We start from the raw sequence: 15839 nt of genomic DNA, 5'->3' as shown, positions 1-15839 counted from the left end.
GTCGGGCCCCACCCGGTCGGGCCGGACTCCGTCAGACCCCGCTCGGTCGGGCTGGACGGTCAGGCCTGACCGCGCTGACCGCCGCTCAGAGCCAGCCGCGCTCGCGGGCGGCCTTGGCGGCCTCGACCCGGGTGCGGGTGCCGGTCTTGGCCATGGCCGCCGAGAGGTGGTTGCGGATGGTGCCGTGGGCCAGGTGCAGCCGGGAGGCCACGTCGGAGAGCGGGGCGCCGTGCTCGGCGGCCTCCAACACCTCGCGCTCCCGGCCGGTGAGCGGATTGGGCGCGGCGGTCAGGGCCGTGACCGCGAGGGCCGGGTCGATCACCCGGCGGCCGGCGGCCACCTGACGGACCGTGTCGATGATCTCCTCGACCTGGGAGTTCTTGGCGAGGAAGCCGTCGGCCTGGGCGTTGAGCGCGCGGGTGAGATAGCCGGGCTGGCCGAAGGAGGTCAGGATGACCACCTTGATCTGCGGCAGCTCCTGCTTGACCTGGGCCGTCACGGTGAGGCCGTCCTGCTTGGGCATGTCGATGTCCAACAGGGCCACTGCGGGCCGGTGCTGACGGATCGCCGCGAGGGCCTGGTCACCGTCGCCGACCACGGCGAGGACCTCGATGTCGTCCTCCTGGGCCAGCAACTGGCCCAAGGCGTCGGCGATGATGCGCTGATCGTCCGCCAGAACCACTGTGATCACTGGGCGCCCCCTTCTCCGTCAGACACTCCCTGCCGTCGCCCGCACCCCCGACCGGGGGGTGGTCGGCACGACCGCGACGAGCTCGAAGCGGGAGTCGCTACGGTCGACCCGCAGGGTGCCGCCCATCACCGAGACCTGGGCCAGCATACTGGGGATACCGCTCCCACTACCGGGCCCGAGGGGCCGGTGCCGGCTGCCGGAACGCTCCTCGCCGAAACCGCTCCGCTCCGGGCCGCCGCGGCGCCGGGGGACGCCGTTGTTGCCGATCGCGAGGCGGAGGCCGTCGGCCGTCGGCGAGAGCGAGATCCAGGCCCGGTGGGCGGTGCTGTGCCGCAGGATGTTGGCGGTGCACTCGCGCAGCACCCAGCCCAGCGCGTCACAGGCCTGCGGGCTCCAGCCGGGCGCGCCAGCGACCCAGGCGGAGGCCGTCTCCAGAGCGGCGGCGATGTCCAGCTCGATGCCCACGGCGCGCAGGGTGTCGGCCGCCCGCACCAGGGCGGCGCTGAGCGACACCGGGCGGTAGCCCGGGGCGGTGAACCGCACCTCGTGCAGGGCGGCCCGCAACTCGTGCTCCAGTGAGAAGAGCTGGGCGTGCTCGCCGGCCGCCTGGACCTCGCGGAGCCGGGTGCTGAGCGCGCTCAGCCGACGGTCCGTCTGATCGAGCTTCCCGGCCAGACTGGGGGAGGTGGCCGTGGAGACCCCGCCTGCGGTGACGCCGCCCGCAGTGACACCGGAGGCGGCGGCACCGGCGAGGGCGGCCGAAGGGGCGGGGCGGAAGGGCCAGAGTGCGTAACGTGCCACTGTCACCGCCCGGGTCGGCTGTGGGAGGCCAGGGGGCTGGGGGAATTCGGGGGCCGCGATGAATTTCTCCCGGCGCGCGCTGGGGTCGTTGACGTCATGACGATGCTCCGTTCTGCACGCGTCGGCGGGTGGAACCGCTGCGATCCTATTCGGCCCGGTATGCGGACGCCCAGGGTTACTTGTCGCTGATGCGTCGTTACAGTTGTCATGACGCTCCGGGTGCTAGCGGTAACTCTGGTGTGCTGCAGGGAGGTTATCGCCCCTGGTGCCCCTGGGTGTCATGACAACTGTCATGGGTCCCCCATGAGGTTTGGATGGTCTGTCACCGGGCTCATCTGACAGTTGTCACGTCTATTTCGCAAAAGGTTGACGAATGCGGAGATGGAGTGCGAAAAATATGCCACCGGTCGATCGAAGGGAGCGGATCCTGATCTCCTGAATTCCCCGTCGGGTCATTTCCCGTCAGGGGTGGCGATCAGTCACCACTCCGGATGCCGTTCTCCCCCGCGGCATCGGCTTCGCCGGCCAGGACCTGGAGGTCTAGAGGTCCGCTCCTGTGCCGTTCCAGAGGAAGCCCCATGTCCACCACCACGATCGCGCCCGAGTGGGAGTCGCTGCACGTCTTCGCGCACGGCGACCGCAGCACCGCCGACCACCTGTACCTCGCGGCAGCCGAGGAAGGCCGCCGCGCCACTGACGCGGGTCTGGCCAGTGGCTGGTTCGCCCTGCGGTACTGGGAGGGCGGCCCGCACATCCGGCTGCGCCTGCGCGACACCCTCCCGGGGCTGGCGGACGGGGTGGCCGAGCGGCTGGCGGCCAGGACGAGCACACTGCCCGGCACCGAGCCCTTCCCCTCCTTCCCGCTCCAGAGCGGCGGCTTCCGGCCCGGCACCCGGCGCTCCGCCGAGGCGATCGGCTGGCAGCCGACCGGCACCGTGCTGCGCCCGGGTTACCGACCGGAGACGGCCCGGTACGGCGGCCCCGAGGCGATGCCGCTCGGGGAGGACATGTTCCAGTTCTCCAGCGAGATCGCCGCCGAGGCCCTCCCCGCGATCATCGCCGGCGCCTCCCGCACCGGCACCGCCCTGACCCTGCTGGCCGGCCACGTGGCCGGCCTGATCGACGCCGGCTTCGACGAGACCACCGTCGGCACCGCGCTGCGCCGGTACGCGCTGGCCGCCGCCGCCCGCCCCGGCGCCCCCCGGGTGGAGGTCCCGGCGGCCCGCGCCCGGGCGGAGCAGGAGTACGAGCAGCAGCCCGAGCGGTTCCGGGCCACGGTCGCCCGGCTGCGCGCCGAGGCGGGCCGCCCCACCGGGCTGGCCGGCCGCTGGGCCGTCGCCGTGCACGACTACGCCCGCCGGCTGCAGGTGCTCGGTGCGCCCGGTGCACTCGGCATGCCTGGCACCCCGGGCGCTCTCGGCGCCCGCGCTGCGGAGCCCGGCCGGGGCCAGGAGTCCGGCCCCTGGCCCGCACTGACCGGCCAGTGGCACATGCTGGCCAACCGGCTCGGCGTCTCGGTGGCCGACGAGTCCTTCCTCACCTGGCTCGCCGGGCTGACGCTCTCCGGCTCCCTGACCAGCTTCGACCAGCCGATCGGCCCGGCGCTCCCCGGGGTCCGCACCGCCCGGGCCACCGGCGAGTTCCTCAAGGCCGTCAAGGTGCACCGGGAGTCCCTCGGCGAGTCCCTCGGCGCCCGCCCGCACCGGTCCGCTCCGGAGCACACCGCCCACGCCCACGCCGAGGGCGAGCCCGCCGGCCCGGCCGTTTCCGGCCCGACCATCTCCGGCCCCGCACTCGACCGCCCGTTGGTCGACGGCCCGGCCCGAGCCGGCCACCCGCAGGACCGGGCCGACACCGCCCGCCGTGCGGCCGACATCGCGCACGGTGCGGCCGGTACCGCCCACCGATCGGCCGGCACCGCGCACCGCGCGGCCGACACCGCCCACCGCCAGACCGACTCGGCCTTCCCGCCCCGCCCGGTCCACCGTCCGGCCGATCCGGCCCGCCGCCCGGTCTTCGATCACACGGTCTTCGAATGGCCGGTCTTCGATCACCCCGTGGTCGCCGGCCGCCGGTCGTACGCCCCCGTCCCGCCCGCCGCCGGAGAGTCCGACCACACCTACGCGGCCGGCGAGCACTTCACCCCCGTTCCGCTCCACGCCGTCCCCCGCCCCGCGCACCGTTCCGCCCCGCCCCGCCTCCGCCCCGTCCCGCTCCCCGCGGTGGACGTGGCGCTGATGGGTGCCCCGGCCCTGCCCGAGCTGCTCGCGCTGCTCGGGGGCGCCGGTCAGGGCGGCCCGGGCGGCGAGGCCGACGGGGAGCCCGGGGTCTGCACAGGCGAGCTGGACCCGGCCCGCCTGGCCACTTTGCTCGGCCTCGCGGCCGGGGCCGTCTCCGGGCCGGCAGCACCCGGCCCGGAGCGGTCGGGGGTGGGAGCGACCACCCACCCCCTCCTTCTCGATGTAGTGGTCCGGCGGGTGTCCGGGATCCCCGCCGGCAGCTACCGCTACCTCCCGGGCGAGCACCTGCTCTCGCCCCGTCCGGCGGTGGACACCGCAGCCCTGCTCTCCACCGCGCCGTACGCGGCCCCGCGCCCGGCCTGGCACCGGCCGACGGCGGCGGAGCAGGCCCCGGTCCTGCTGATGCTCGGCACCGAGACCGGGGTGAGCACCCTCCGGTACGGCCCGCGCGGAGCCCGTTCGGCCCTGCTGGAGGCCGGCCGGCTGACACAGAGCCTGCTGCTCACCGCAGCCGCGCTGGAGCTGCGGGCCGTCACGGTCTGCGGCGGGTACGACGAGCTGGCGCTCGCCTCGGGCGGCGGTGGTCGGCCGACTCAGCCGCTGTGCCTGGTGGCCCTGGGGGCGGCCGCATGATCACCATCCGGCCCACCGCCAGGCCCACCGCCACCGTGGTGGTGCCGAACCCCGATCTGCGCGCCCTGCTGGTCGAGCGCGCCGCCGGGCACTGCTTCGTCGACCGGGAGCGGCGGGCCGAGGCCCGGCACGCGGTGGTCGAGCGGGCCGGCTGGCTGCTGGCCGGTGACGTGGCGCTGGTCGAGGAGGCGGCTCCGGTGCCGACCGGTGCCCTGCCGCACCACGCGGCCGTGGTGGCCGGCCTGCTCCGGCGGCTGACCGGTGCCCCGGGGGAGTGGTACGCCTTCGACCTGGACGGATTGAGCCTGCGAGGAGGCCACGGTGTCCCTGATCTCCGCTGACCACCTGACGGCCGCCGGCGCTGCCACCACCACGGCCCCCGCAGCCACGCCGGTGAAGCCCGCCCCGGCCCAGCCTGCCGTGACCAAGCCTGCCGTGACCAAGTCCGCCGTCAGCAAGCCCACCGTCAGCAAGCCCACCGCGCAGCCCTCCGCCGCCAGGTCGGCAGCGAAGCCGGGCGGCGCTGCTCCCGGCAGTGCCAAGCCCGCTGCCCCGGGCGCTTCCGGTACCAAGACCATCTCCACCACCGGTGGTGCCGCGCGCTGCGACACCACCCCGCCCGCTGCCCTACGGGCGGTGTCCGGCCCCCACCGGACACGCTTCGCCGAACCGAGTCAGGCGCGGCCCGCCCAGCCCGGTTCGGCGGAGCGGCCGGGCAGCGGCGCGCCGTCGGCGACGGTCCCGCCCCGGCTGACGCCCTCCGTCCCGGCCCCGCGGTGGCCCAGTGTGCTGCCGCTCCCGCCGGAGGAAGAGGCGGAGCCGGCGGCTGAGGAGTTCTCCCCGGCCGTGCAGGGGCGGCCCTCCGCCGGGCTCGGGGTGCAGTACGACTCGAGCGGTTCGGTGGTGGTCGGAGGCCCGCGCACCTGGCGGTTCAGCGGCGAGGCGGGCACCCGGCTCGGCGAGATACTGCTGGGTCAGCGGGAGGCCGAGGCCGCCGAGGCGGAGCTGTTGCACACGCTCGGCCTCTGGGAGACGGCCGACCCCGAGTTGGCGGCGGCCCAGCGCACCGCCTTCGTGGACACCGACGTCACCGCCGGGGCACTCCGCTTCTGCGGCCGTTGGGCTCCGACCACCCGGCGGCACGGCTCCGGCGCCGAATCCCTCGCGGCCTGGCGGCAGCTCCGCCCGGTGGTGGTCGGCGATTCACCACTGGCCCGGGCTCTGGTCCGGGAGCTGGCGCTCGGCTGGCCCGCCACGGAGGAGGGCGCCGAGCAGCTGCTGGTGCTGGTCGACGGCGCGGCGCCGCCCGTGGCGGATCGGTCCGAGGGGCTCGAAGCCGAGAATGGTGCCGCCGGCCGAGCTGCCGGCCGAGCCGTCGGGGCCCGGCTGCCGGTGTTGAGCTGGGGCGGCACGGTGTCGATTGGGCCGTGGACACCGGAGGGCGAGCTCGAGTGCGTGGTCTGCCACGCCGATCGGCGCGGGCGGTCCGCCTGTGTGGCCGGGGCGCCCGGGCTTGCGAGCAGCACGGTGGACATGGATCTGCTGGCCGCGCTGGTGGTCGCCGAGCTGGTGCACACCGGCGCGGGGATAGGGCGTGGCGCCCGTCCGGGCCTGATCGTCGAGCACACCCCGGCCGCCGGCCGGACGAAGGCCTACAGCTGCCACCACGCCGACTGACCCAGGGCTCGTAACGACCGAGGCCCGGGAACGACCGAAGCCGGGAACGACTGAAGGCCCCTCGCTTTCGCGAAGGGCCTTCAGCCTGTCTGTGCGCCGCCAGGGACTCGAACCCCGGACCCGCTGATTAAGAGTCAGCTGCTCTAACCAACTGAGCTAGCGGCGCCTGCTGACCTGGAAGACTGTACGCGACTTCGGCTGGATCTCCGAATCGTCACCGGGTCAGCACGGAAGGTGACCGAGGTCAGCTGGGGGCCTCGGCGCCCGGGCGGGCGTAGAACCACCAGCAGACGCCCAGGCAGACCACGTAGAAGGCGACGAAGACCCAGAGCGAGCTGGTGACGGGGAAGAGCGCGAACATCGCGGGGATGAAGAAGAAGCCGTAGGCGGCGATCGCCGAGGAGAAGCCGGTGACGGCGCCGGCCTCCATCTCGGCTTGGTGGCGGGCCTCCTCCTGGGCCTGCGGGTCGGGGCCGGCGGCGGTGCGGTGCTGGTTGAGGAAGATCACCGGGATCTGGCGGAAGGTGGAGCCGTTGCCGATGCCGGAGAAGAGGAAGGCACAGAGGAAGCCGGCGTAGAAGACCCAGAAGTTGCCGTTGTCGCCGCCGGAGGGGAGCGCGTTGATCACCACGATGATCGAGGCGGCCATGCCGACGAAGGAGATCATCGTGCACCGGGCGCCGCCGACCTTGTCGCCGAGCCAGCCGCCGAGCCAGCGGGTGAGGGCGCCGATGAAGGGGCCGACCCAGGCGTACTTGGTGGCGGAGTAGGCGGAGTTGATCGGGGTGAAGGTGTTGTTGATGAGGTTCGGGAGGGCGGAGGCGAAGCCGATGAAGGAGCCGAAGGTGCCCACGTAGAGCACGGTCATCAGCCAGTTGTGCTTCCGCTGGAAGATGATCTTCTGGCGGCTGAACGGGGCGGCGGCCACCTTGAGGTCGTTCATCAGGAACCAGGCGGCCAGCGTCATCACCACCAGCAGCGGGATCCAGAGGAAGGCGCCGTTCTGCAGCCAGACCTCGGTGCCGTCCTTCTGCTTCTGCGGCCCGCCGGCCGGCGGGCCGAGGATGCCCGCGGTGATCACGATCGGGGCCACCAGCTGGACCACGCTGACACCCAGGTTGCCCAGGCCGCCGTTGATGCCGTTGGCGTTGCCCTTCCGGGCCTTGGGGTAGAAGAAGCCGATGTTGACCATCGAGGAGGCGAAGTTGGCGCCGCCGATGCCGCAGAGGGCCGCGATCACCACCATCACCCAGTACGGGGTCGAGGTGTCCTGCACCGCGAAGCCCAGCCAGAGCAGCGGCCCGATCAGGATGATCGTGCTGAAGGTGGTCCAGCGCCGCTGGCCGACCACCGGGCCGACGAAGGTGTAGACGAGCCGGAAGGTGCCGCCGGTCAGGCCCGGGATGGCGGTGAGCCAGAACTTCTGCGACTCACTGAAGGTGAAGCCCACCTTGCTCAGCTGGACGACCGTCACCGACCAGACCTGCCAGACCACGAAGGCGAGCAGCAGGGCGGGCACGGAGACCCAGAGGTTGCGGTTGGCGACCTTGCTGCCGGTGGCGGCCCAGAAGCCCGGGTCCTCCGGCTCCCAGGTGGAGATCGTCCGGCCGGGGCCGTAGTTCTCCCGGCGGTGGTCGGGGGCCTTCTCTTCGGTGGTGCTCAACTCGGCCTGCCTCGGTAGGAGTTCGGCGGGTGGTGCCAGGAATGCGGGTGGAGTCAGCGGTCGCGGGGGGAGATCCACCAGGCCAGCAGGACGACCAGGAAGGAGGCCGCCGAGAAGCCGGTGCACCACCAGGCGGTGCTGGTGTCGCCCTTCATCCAGGCGTTGGTGGCCACGGTCAGCGCCCAGAGCTGGCCGATCACGATGGTGATGACCAGCAGCACCCTGGCGGTCAGGACGGCCGAGCGCTCGGGTTCGTGCTCGCCGCCGGCGCCCAGGCCCGGCCCGGTGTGGCGGATCCGCGGGTCGCCGTAGCCGCTGGTGGAGCGGATCTGCGGGTAGCGGTCGGACAGTGGGCGGTTGAGCCGGGGTTCGTCGCTGCCGGGGTGGTAGTCGGGCGGGAAGTGCACCGGATCCGGAGTGGTCACGACGCACCGCCGCGGCGGATCGCGTTGCAGCCGGCCCGGGCCGCCAAGTCTGGGTCGCGGTCGTTCAGTTGGCGGCAGAGGCCGCTCTCGTCGCTCTCGCCGGAGCGGGCGGTGCCGATCGCCCAGACGGCGCCCCGGCCGTCCTCGACCATGACCACCCGGGGGAGCGGGCGGGGCGGCGGGCCGGCCGTCACCTCGCCGGTCCGGGCGCTGAACACGCCTTCGTGGCACGGGCAGTAGAGCTCGCCCTCGGTGCCGCGCTCCTTGCGCCAGAGCACCCCGCAGGCCAGGTGGGTGCAGACGGTGGAGTAGCCGACCAGGGTGCCGTCGGCCAGCCGGATGGCCATCGCCCGGTCGTGCTCGCCGGGGTAGTTGAAGGCCACGGCCTCACCCGGGGGCAGCTTCTCGGCCACCCGGAGCGGCGGCGCGCTGCCGTCGCCGTGCCGGTGCAGCACCCCGGCCGCGACCATGGTGGAGCCGACCACCAGGCCGCCGGAGACGGTGGCCACGATCCGCAGGTAGTCCCGCCGGGTGGTCAGCGAATCGGCGCTGATCCGGTCGACCAACGCGGCCTGGTCGGGCGGGAGTCCGGCATCACCGAGCGGGAGTCCGACATTCCCGAGGGGGAGTTCGGCATGCTCGTGAGGGAGTCCGGGGAGTCCGGGGAGCCCGTCCGGAGTGTCCGAGGGTGGTGCGCCGTTCACGCGGGGGCTCCGTTCCCGGGCGTGGGGCGCCCGTTGACCTCGATGATCGGGAGGCCGCCGGGGACGCTGGTGCGCTGCTCGGCGGGCACCACCATGGCGACCCCGGTGTGGACGGTCACCGGGCCGAAGGCGAAGGCGGTGGAGACGTCCACGCCGGGGCGTTCGGCCTGGAGCTCCTCCAGGGTGCCGTAGAAGAGGGCCCCGGTCGGGCAGACCGTCGCGCACATCGGGGCCAGGCCGTAGGCGGTGCGGTCGTAGCAGAGGTTGCACTTCATCTGGAGCTTGGCGTCCAGGTCGATCTTGGGGATGCCGAAGGGGCAGGCGTTGACGCAGTTGGCGCAGCCGATGCACCGGGTGGCGTCGGCCTGCTGCACCACCCCGTCGGCGGTGATCAGGATGGCGTCCGCCGGGCAGACCTCGGCGCAGGGGGCCACCGGGTCCTCGCAGTGCATGCAGACCGAGGGGAGCGAGGCCACCGAGTGGCCCTCGTCGGGGTAGTCGAGGTGGATCATCGACTTGCCCCGGTGCGAGTCGCACTCCCGGCAGGCCGAGACGCAGGCCTGGCAGCCGATGCAGCGGCCGGGGTCGATGAAGATGGTTCTGCCCAGCACGGGCCTCAGCCCCTCTCGGCGGTGCCGCGCCCCTGGGGGGAGGTCGGCGGCAGCGGGTCGGTGCGGGAGGCCTGGGCCTCCGGGTAGGCCGTGCGGCCCGGTGGGGTCGGCGGCGCGGGGACTTCGTCCAGCGAGGCGGCCCGCTCGATCCGGACGGCGCAGACCTTGTACTCGGGGATCTTCGAGCGCGGGTCGAGCGCGTCCACGGTGAGCGCGTTGGCGGCCACCGGGTAGGGCCAGTGGTACGGGACGAAGACGTGGTCGGCCCGGATCGCCTCGGTGACCAGGGCGGGCAGCACCTGGCTGCCGCGCCGGGTGACCACCCGGACCGGGTCGCCGTTGCGGAAGCCGTGCGAGGGGTGCACCTCGACCCAGGGGCGCGGGGTCTGCTCGACCAGGGCGCCGAGCCGGCGGGTCTGGTTGCCGGAGAGGAAGTGCGCCACGGTCCGTCCCGTGGTCAGCGTCATCGGGTACTCCTCGCTGTACGGGTCGGCCGGCGGGTGCCACTCGACGGTCTGCAGGTGCACCTTGCCGTCCGGGTGGTACGTCTTGCCGCCCTCGAACAGCCTTGGCGTGCCCGGGTGTTCGAGGGTCGGACAGGGCCACGCGATGCCGCCGGTCTGCTCCAGACGCTCGTAGGTGATGCCGAAGTAGTCGTTCACCGTGCCCGCCGAGGCGAGGCGCAGCTCGTCGAAGAGCTCGCGCGAACCGGGGAAGTCGAACTTCTCGCCGACGCCGAGCCGGCGGGCCAGTTCGCAGAGCACCCAGGTGTCGGTGCGCACGCCCGGCGGGGGCTCCTGGGCCTTGTTGTGCTTGACCACCCGGGCCTCGGCGTTGGCCATCACGCCCTCGTCCTCGGCCCAGGTGGTGACCGGGAAGACCACGTGGGCGTTGGCGGCGGTCTCGGAGAGGAAGAAGTCCAGCTGGGCGTGGAACTCCAGGGTGTCGTAACCGTCCTTCACCGTCGCGTAGTTGGGCAGTGAGACGAAGGGGTTGTTGCACAGGCCGATCAGGCCGCGGATCTCGCGGCGCTGCATCTGCCAGACCATCTCCATCATCGAGGTGCCGGCCTTCGGGAGTTCGGCCTCCTCGATGCCCCAGATCTCGGCGATCTGCCGGCGGTGCTCGGGGTTGCTGATCGAGCGGCCGCCCGGCAGCAGGTCGGACTTCTGGCCGTGCTCGCGGCCGCCCTGGCCGTTGCCCTGGCCGGTGATGGTGCCGTAGCCGCGGCCGGGTTCGCCCAGATTGCCGGTGGCGGCACAGAGGTTGATCACGCTCAGGCAGTTCTCCACGCCCTGGGTGTGGTGCTCGATGCCGCGCGCGTGCCAGGCCATCGCCCGGTGTGCGGTGGCGAACATCCTTGCCACCTGGACGACTTGGGATTCCGGGATGCCGCAGACCTCGGCCGCCCGGCTGGGCGGGTAGGCCTTGACGGTCTGCTTGACCTCGGCCCAGCCGGTGGTGTGCGCGGCGATGAACGCCTCGTCGGTCAGGCCGTCCTCGATCACCACGTTCAGCAGCGCGTTGAAGAACACCGAGTCGGTGCCGGACTTGAGCGCCACGTGCACGTCGGCCGTCCGGGCCACCGCCGTCTCGCGCGGGTCGACCACGATCAGCTTGGCGCCGCGGTCCCGGGCGCCCCAGACGTACTGGGTCATCACCGGGAAGCACTCGCCGACGTTGGAGCCGGCGATCAGCAGGCAGTCGGTCTGCAGGATGTCCGAGAACGGGTTGCCGGCCCGGTCGATGCCGAAGGCCAGCTTGTTGGCCCCGGCCGCGCTGACCATGCAGAGCCGTCCGTTGTAGTCCACGTGCCGGGTCTTCAGTGCCACGCGGGCGAACTTGCCCACGAGGTAGGTCTTCTCCGAGAAGAGGCTGGCCCCGCCGAGCAGCCCAAAGGAGTCCGCGCCGTGCTCGCCCTGGATCCGGCGGATCTCCGAGACGGTGTAGGAGAGCGCCTCCTCCCAGGTCACCTCGCGGAACGGCTCGGTGCGGGTGCGGCGCAGCAGCGGGGCGGTGAGCCGGTCGGGGTGGTTGACCTGCTGGTAGGCGTTGATGCCCTTGGGGCAGAGCCGCATCCGGTTGATGTCGTGGTTGCGCGGCTCGACGCCGAAGACCTGGCCGGCCCCGTTGACCCGCAGGTACATCCCGCACTGCACGCCGCAGAAGCAGCAGTGGGTGGGCACCAGGCGCTCGCCGGTCTGGTCGGCCCGCCAGCGGTCGGCGGGCAGGCCGCCCGCGTCGCGGAAGCGCCGGGTGCCGGGCGGGGCGATCACCGGGTCGACCCGGTCGAACCGGTCACTCACTTGAAGCCTCGCTTCACCTGGGAGAGGTAGGCGCTGCCGCGCAGCGCCCGCTTGCAGCGCGGGCAGTACTCGGCCCACTCGTCGAAGTCGAGCCGCAGGTCGCGCATGGTGGCGCGGAGGTTGTCCACGTAGGCGGCGGTGTCGATCGGCTCGGAGCAGCGGCGGCAGACCCGCACCTCGGCCTCCGGGCCGCGCCGGGAGACGTACTTGAAGAGCTGCATGCCGACGGCGGCCGGGCGCTGCACGATGTGGAAGAACTTGCCGAAGGGCAGGTAGACCAGGGTGAACACCACCGAGGCCATGTGCAGCAGGGCGAGGAACTCGTAGCCGCCGCCGTGCAGGGCGACGGTGGAGAAGGTGAGCAGCAGGCCGGTGACCGAGATGGTGATCAGGGCGAGCAGCGGCAGGAAGTCGTAGCCGAAGCGCTGGCCGGTGATCGCCTCGCGGTCGCGGGTGCGGCGCCAGAGGAAGTAGCCGGCGCCCGCGATGACCAGCACGGCGGCGAGGTCGAGGCCGTGGTACATGGCCCAGCCGAAGAAGCTGCCGGAGTCGAAGCCGAGCACCTTGAAGCCCCAGATCCGCATCGCGTAGCCGGGGCCGGTGGCGCTGGAGGCGGTGAAGGTGAACCAGCCCCAGGTCAGCGGGAAGGTGATGGCCGCGGCCAGCAGGCAGCCCCAGAACATGAGCTGGTGGGCGGCCCAGCGGGCGTGCGAACGGGCGCCGAGGAACTTCTGGAAGCCCAGGTAGGTGACGGCCAGCCGGGGCAGCGCGGTGGGGGTGGAGCGCAGGTTCTGCCAGGAGAGGGCGGTGCGCCAGCCCTGGCGGAAGAGCCGGCGGGCGCCGGGCGCGGAGATCCACACCACGTACCGGTAGGTCACGCCGAAGGCGAGGAAGACGGTGGCCACGGTGTAGGGCACCAGGGCGGAGTCGAAGTCCCGCAGGCCCCGGCTGCCGAGCACGATGGCCACCAGCAGCAGCGCCGCCACCCCGGCAGCACACAGGCTCGCCCTGGTGGCGACGGAGCGGCCCGGGGTGGGCGGGGCCTCCGGCGGCCCGGCGCCGAGGGTCTCATCGGCGCCGAGCGCGTCGGTGGGGGTGGTCGGATCCATGGCCCGGACGCTACTGACGGCCCGTCGGGCCCGCGCTCCGGACGGGCCGTCCGGGTGAAGGGTCACCTGGTCAGCCGGCCGGGGCGACCAGGCGGGTCGGGTAGCTGGGCAGGGCCCGCTCGGGGTCGTCCAGGCAGTGGCCGGTGCGCAGGTCGAAGGTCTGCTTGTGCATCGGGGAGGCGACGATCGGCACGCCGTCCACGCTGCCGGTGATGCCGTCGGCGATCACGCCGGCACCGGAGAACGGGTCGCGGTTGCCGACGGCCAGCACCTCGCCGGAGGGCAGCCGGAAGACCGCGGCCTGGCCGCCGTCCGGGAGCAGGGCGGTCACCCCGCAGGCCGGTTCGAGCGCCGCGTAGCGGCAGACGGTGACCCAGCCGTCGGTGGGGGTGCGGAGCTGGACGAGGTCGGTGGTGCGCATCAGCTCTCCTGGAGTTCGGGGGTGGACGGGGTGGCGGCGGCCGGGGCGCCGTCGGCGGAAGTGGGGTCGGCGGAAGTGGGGTCGGCGGAAGTGGGGTCGGTGAAGGCGATGTCGGCGGGGGCGTTCACGAAGGGGGCGAAGCGGCGCAGCCGGGCTGGGTCGGCCAGCACGGCCTCCCACTCGTCGCGGTAGGCCGCGACGTGGCGGGCCAGCTGGGCCTCCAGCTCGGCGGCGGTGCCCTCGGCGTCCTCGACCACCACCCGCCGCACCGACTCCAGGCCGACCCGCTCGATCCAGGCGGCGGTGCGCTCCAGCCGCTCGGCGGTGCGCACGTAGTGCATCAGGAAGCGGTCGGTGAGCCGGATCAGCTCCTCGGTGCTCAGGTCGGCGGCCAGCAGGTCGGCGTGGCGCGGGGTGGTGCCGCCGTTGCCGCCGACGTAGAGGTTCCAGCCGTTGGCGGTGGCGATCACCCCGAGGTCCTTGCCGCGGGCCTCGGCGCACTCGCGCAGGCAGCCGGAGACCCCGCCCTTGATCTTGTGCGGGGTGCGCAGCCCCCGGTAGCGCAGCTCCAGGTCGATCGCCAGCTGCACCGAATCGCCCTGGCCGAACCGGCACCAGCGGCTGCCCACGCAGGACTTCACGGTGCGCAGCGACTTGCCGTAGGCGTGCCCGGATTCGAACCCGGCCGCCACCAACCGCCGCCAGATTGCAGGCAGTTGATCGGCCCGGGCGCCGAACAGGTCGATCCGCTGGCCGCCGGTCAGCTTGGTGTAGAGCCCGAAGTCGCGGGCCACCTCGCCGATCACGATCAGCTGCTCGGCGGTGAGTTCGCCGCCCGGGATGCGCGGCACCACCGAATAGCTGCCGTCCTTCTGCAGGTTGGCCAGGTAGCGGTCGTTGCTGTCCTGGAGCCCGGCCTGCCCGGGGTCGAGCACATGGGCCAGGCCCAGTTCGGGGGAGAGGGTGGCCAGGATGTTGGCCACCACCGGCTTGCAGACGGCGCAGCCGTCGCCGCTGCCGTGGCGGGCGGCGATCTGCTCGAAGGAGGTCAGCCGCTCGGTGGCGATCCGCTGGTAGAGCTCGCTCCGGGAGAATGCGAAGTGCTCGCACAGGCCCGGGAGTTGCTCGACCCCGAGGCCGTCGAGCAGCTGTTGGAGGGTGCCCGCGCAGCCGCCGCAGCCGGTGCCGGCCTTGGTGCAGCGCTTGACCCCGGCCAGGTCGGTCAGCCCGTGTTCGGCCACCGCCCGGTGGACGGCGCCCTTGGTCACGTTGTGACAGCTGCAGACCGCCGCCTCCTCCGGCAGGAGGTCGGCGCCGGGCAGCGGTTCGCCGCCGGCGGGCAGCAGGAAGCTCTCCGGGCTTGCCGGCAGCGGGAGTTCGCTGCCCGCGTGCGGTCGCAGCGAGCCGTAGGCGGCGGCGTCGCCGACCAGGATGCCGCCGATCAGCCGGCCGTCCGCGCCCAGCACCAGCTTCTTGTAGACGCCCGCGCGGGAGTCGGAGAACAGCACCCGGACGGTGTGCTCGTCCTCGCCGAACGGGTCGCCGAAGCTGGCCACGTCGGCGCCGAGCAGCTTGAGCTTGGTGTCGGTGTCCGCGCCGGTGAAGGCCGACTCCCGGTCGCCGCAGAGCCGCGCGGCCACCGTCTCGGCCATCTGGTAACCCGGGGCCACCAGGCCGTACACCTTGCCGTCGCAGGTCTGCGCGCACTCGCCGATCGCGTACACCGCCGGGTCGGTGGTGCGGCAGTACCGGTCCACCGCGACCCCGCCGTGGTCGCCCACCAGCAGGCCGGCCGCACGGGCGAGTCCGTCCCTCGGGCGGACGCCCGCCGAGAACACCACCAGCTCCGCCTCGACGCTGCTGCCGTCGCTCAGCCGCAGCCGCCGGACGGCCCCGGCCTCGTCGCGCTCCACCTCGGCGGCGCCGACCCCGGTGTGCACCGAGACGCTCATCCGCTCGATGGTGGCCCGCAGTGCGGCGGCCCCGCCCTCGTCCACCTGCAGCGGCATCAGCCGGGGTGCGAACTCGACCACGCTGGTGCGCAGCCCCAGGCTGCGCAGGGCCCCGGCCGCCTCCAGGCCGAGCAGCCCGCCGCCGACCACCACGCCCGTGCTCGCCCCGGCCGCGTGGGCGGTGATCGCCTCGACGTCGGCCAGCGTGCGGTAGGTGAAGCAGCCCGCCGCGTCGGCGCCGGGCACCGGCGGCACGTACGGGTACGAGCCGGTGGCCAGCACCAGGGCGTCGTACCGGACGGCGCGGCCCTGCGCGGTGGTGACCGTGCGGGTGCTGGTGTCGATCCGGGCGGCCGGCTCGCCCAGGCAGAGCTCGATGCCGTGGGCGGTGAAGAACTCCGGCTCGGCGATGGTGAGTTGCTCGGGCGTGGTGCCGGTGAAGCTCGCCGAGAGCTGCACCCTGTCGTACGCGGGGGTCGTCTCCTCGGCGAGCACCACGGCCTGCCAGCGTCTGTCGGTGAAGGCCCCGCGCTCGGCCATGGCTTCCAGCAGGCGCTGGCCCACCATTCCGTGTCCGACGACGACCAGGGTCTCTGTCATGACGGC

13 protein-coding genes and 1 tRNA gene are annotated in these 15839 nt (G+C 73.2%); 3 read left to right on the top strand and 11 right to left on the bottom strand.

Annotated features, from left to right (window positions below):
• Nucleotides 1-85: 85 nt before the first annotated feature.
• Both CFP65_RS12950 and CFP65_RS12945 read right to left on the bottom strand, forming a co-directional pair.
• Complete coding sequence (locus CFP65_RS12950; RefSeq protein ID WP_104816238.1) at nucleotides 86-691, bottom strand: response regulator transcription factor; 606 nt, start codon at nucleotides 689-691, stop codon at nucleotides 86-88.
• An 18-nt stretch (nucleotides 692-709) separates the two neighbouring features.
• On the bottom strand, nucleotides 710-1492 hold the full coding sequence (locus tag CFP65_RS12945; protein ID WP_104816237.1) for a sensor histidine kinase: 783 nt from the start codon (nucleotides 1490-1492) through the stop codon (nucleotides 710-712).
• 578 nt (nucleotides 1493-2070) lie between these two features.
• On the opposite strand from CFP65_RS12945, the gene CFP65_RS40175 reads away from it, so the two are divergent.
• Genes CFP65_RS40175 through CFP65_RS12930 form a run of 3 tightly spaced genes read left to right on the top strand, consistent with a single transcriptional unit; the run spans nucleotide 2071 to nucleotide 6042 of the window.
• Nucleotides 2071-4365, top strand: coding sequence for a lantibiotic dehydratase C-terminal domain-containing protein (locus CFP65_RS40175; RefSeq protein WP_217368158.1), 2295 nt, complete (start codon nucleotides 2071-2073; stop codon nucleotides 4363-4365).
• Nucleotides 4362-4706: a hypothetical protein gene (locus CFP65_RS12935; protein WP_104816235.1), complete on the top strand. Its 345-nt coding sequence runs from the start codon at nucleotides 4362-4364 to the stop codon at nucleotides 4704-4706. Before CFP65_RS40175 ends, CFP65_RS12935 begins: the two co-directional genes overlap by 4 nt.
• Nucleotides 4687-6042 (top strand): hypothetical protein, encoded by a 1356-nt coding sequence (locus CFP65_RS12930; protein WP_104816234.1) that lies wholly within the window; start codon nucleotides 4687-4689, stop codon nucleotides 6040-6042. The genes CFP65_RS12935 and CFP65_RS12930 overlap by 20 nt, the downstream gene beginning before the upstream one ends.
• Before the next feature lie 92 nt (nucleotides 6043-6134).
• Here CFP65_RS12930 and CFP65_RS12925 read toward each other — a convergent pair.
• The 9 genes from CFP65_RS12925 to nirB form a co-directional block, all read right to left on the bottom strand.
• Nucleotides 6135-6208: transfer RNA gene (locus CFP65_RS12925), tRNA-Lys, on the bottom strand.
• A 78-nt stretch (nucleotides 6209-6286) separates the two neighbouring features.
• Nucleotides 6287-7705 carry a NarK family nitrate/nitrite MFS transporter gene (locus tag CFP65_RS12920; RefSeq protein ID WP_104816233.1) on the bottom strand — a complete coding sequence of 473 codons (1419 nt, stop codon included), beginning with the start codon at nucleotides 7703-7705 and terminating at the stop codon, nucleotides 6287-6289.
• A 53-nt stretch (nucleotides 7706-7758) separates the two neighbouring features.
• Nucleotides 7759-8130: a DUF6755 family protein gene (locus CFP65_RS12915; protein WP_104816232.1), complete on the bottom strand. Its 372-nt coding sequence runs from the start codon at nucleotides 8128-8130 to the stop codon at nucleotides 7759-7761.
• A complete protein-coding gene (locus tag CFP65_RS12910; protein ID WP_254552906.1) occupies nucleotides 8127-8696 on the bottom strand; it encodes a ubiquinol-cytochrome c reductase iron-sulfur subunit in 570 nt (189 codons plus the stop codon). The genes CFP65_RS12915 and CFP65_RS12910 overlap by 4 nt, the downstream gene beginning before the upstream one ends.
• Before the next feature lie 134 nt (nucleotides 8697-8830).
• Entirely contained in the window at nucleotides 8831-9445 is a 615-nt protein-coding gene (locus tag CFP65_RS12905; RefSeq protein WP_104816230.1) for a 4Fe-4S dicluster domain-containing protein, read from the bottom strand.
• 5 nt (nucleotides 9446-9450) lie between these two features.
• Nucleotides 9451-11751 carry a molybdopterin oxidoreductase family protein gene (locus CFP65_RS12900; RefSeq protein WP_104816229.1) on the bottom strand — a complete coding sequence of 767 codons (2301 nt, stop codon included), beginning with the start codon at nucleotides 11749-11751 and terminating at the stop codon, nucleotides 9451-9453.
• Nucleotides 11748-12860: an MFS transporter gene (locus tag CFP65_RS12895; RefSeq protein ID WP_254552369.1), complete on the bottom strand. Its 1113-nt coding sequence runs from the start codon at nucleotides 12858-12860 to the stop codon at nucleotides 11748-11750. Before CFP65_RS12895 ends, CFP65_RS12900 begins: the two co-directional genes overlap by 4 nt.
• Nucleotides 12861-12930: 70 nt before the next feature.
• Complete coding sequence (gene nirD / locus CFP65_RS12890; RefSeq protein ID WP_104816228.1) at nucleotides 12931-13281, bottom strand: nitrite reductase small subunit NirD; 351 nt, start codon at nucleotides 13279-13281, stop codon at nucleotides 12931-12933.
• A complete protein-coding gene (gene nirB, locus CFP65_RS12885) occupies nucleotides 13281-15833 on the bottom strand; it encodes a nitrite reductase large subunit NirB (RefSeq protein WP_104816227.1) in 2553 nt (850 codons plus the stop codon). Before nirB ends, nirD begins: the two co-directional genes overlap by 1 nt.
• Nucleotides 15834-15839 lie beyond the last annotated feature (6 nt).

The organism is Kitasatospora sp. MMS16-BH015 (assembly GCF_002943525.1).
Classification (GTDB): Bacteria; Actinomycetota; Actinomycetes; order Streptomycetales; family Streptomycetaceae; genus Kitasatospora.
The sequence above is the reverse complement of the archived record's forward strand: the minus strand, read 5'-3'. Positions and strand labels throughout refer to the sequence as shown.

Bases quoted from the DNA above. Each gene is read 5' to 3' on its own strand.
- CFP65_RS40175 (WP_217368158.1), top strand. From the start codon at position 2,071: ATGTCCACCACCACGATCGCGCCCGAGTGGGAGTCGCTGCACGTCTTC.
- CFP65_RS12935 (WP_104816235.1), top strand. From the start codon at position 4,362: ATGATCACCATCCGGCCCACCGCCAGGCCCACCGCCACCGTGGTGGTG.
- CFP65_RS12895 (WP_254552369.1), bottom strand. From the start codon at position 12,860: ATGGATCCGACCACCCCCACCGACGCGCTCGGCGCCGATGAGACCCTC.
- nirD (WP_104816228.1), bottom strand. From the start codon at position 13,281: ATGCGCACCACCGACCTCGTCCAGCTCCGCACCCCCACCGACGGCTGG.
- nirB (WP_104816227.1), bottom strand. From the start codon at position 15,833: ATGACAGAGACCCTGGTCGTCGTCGGACACGGAATGGTGGGCCAGCGC.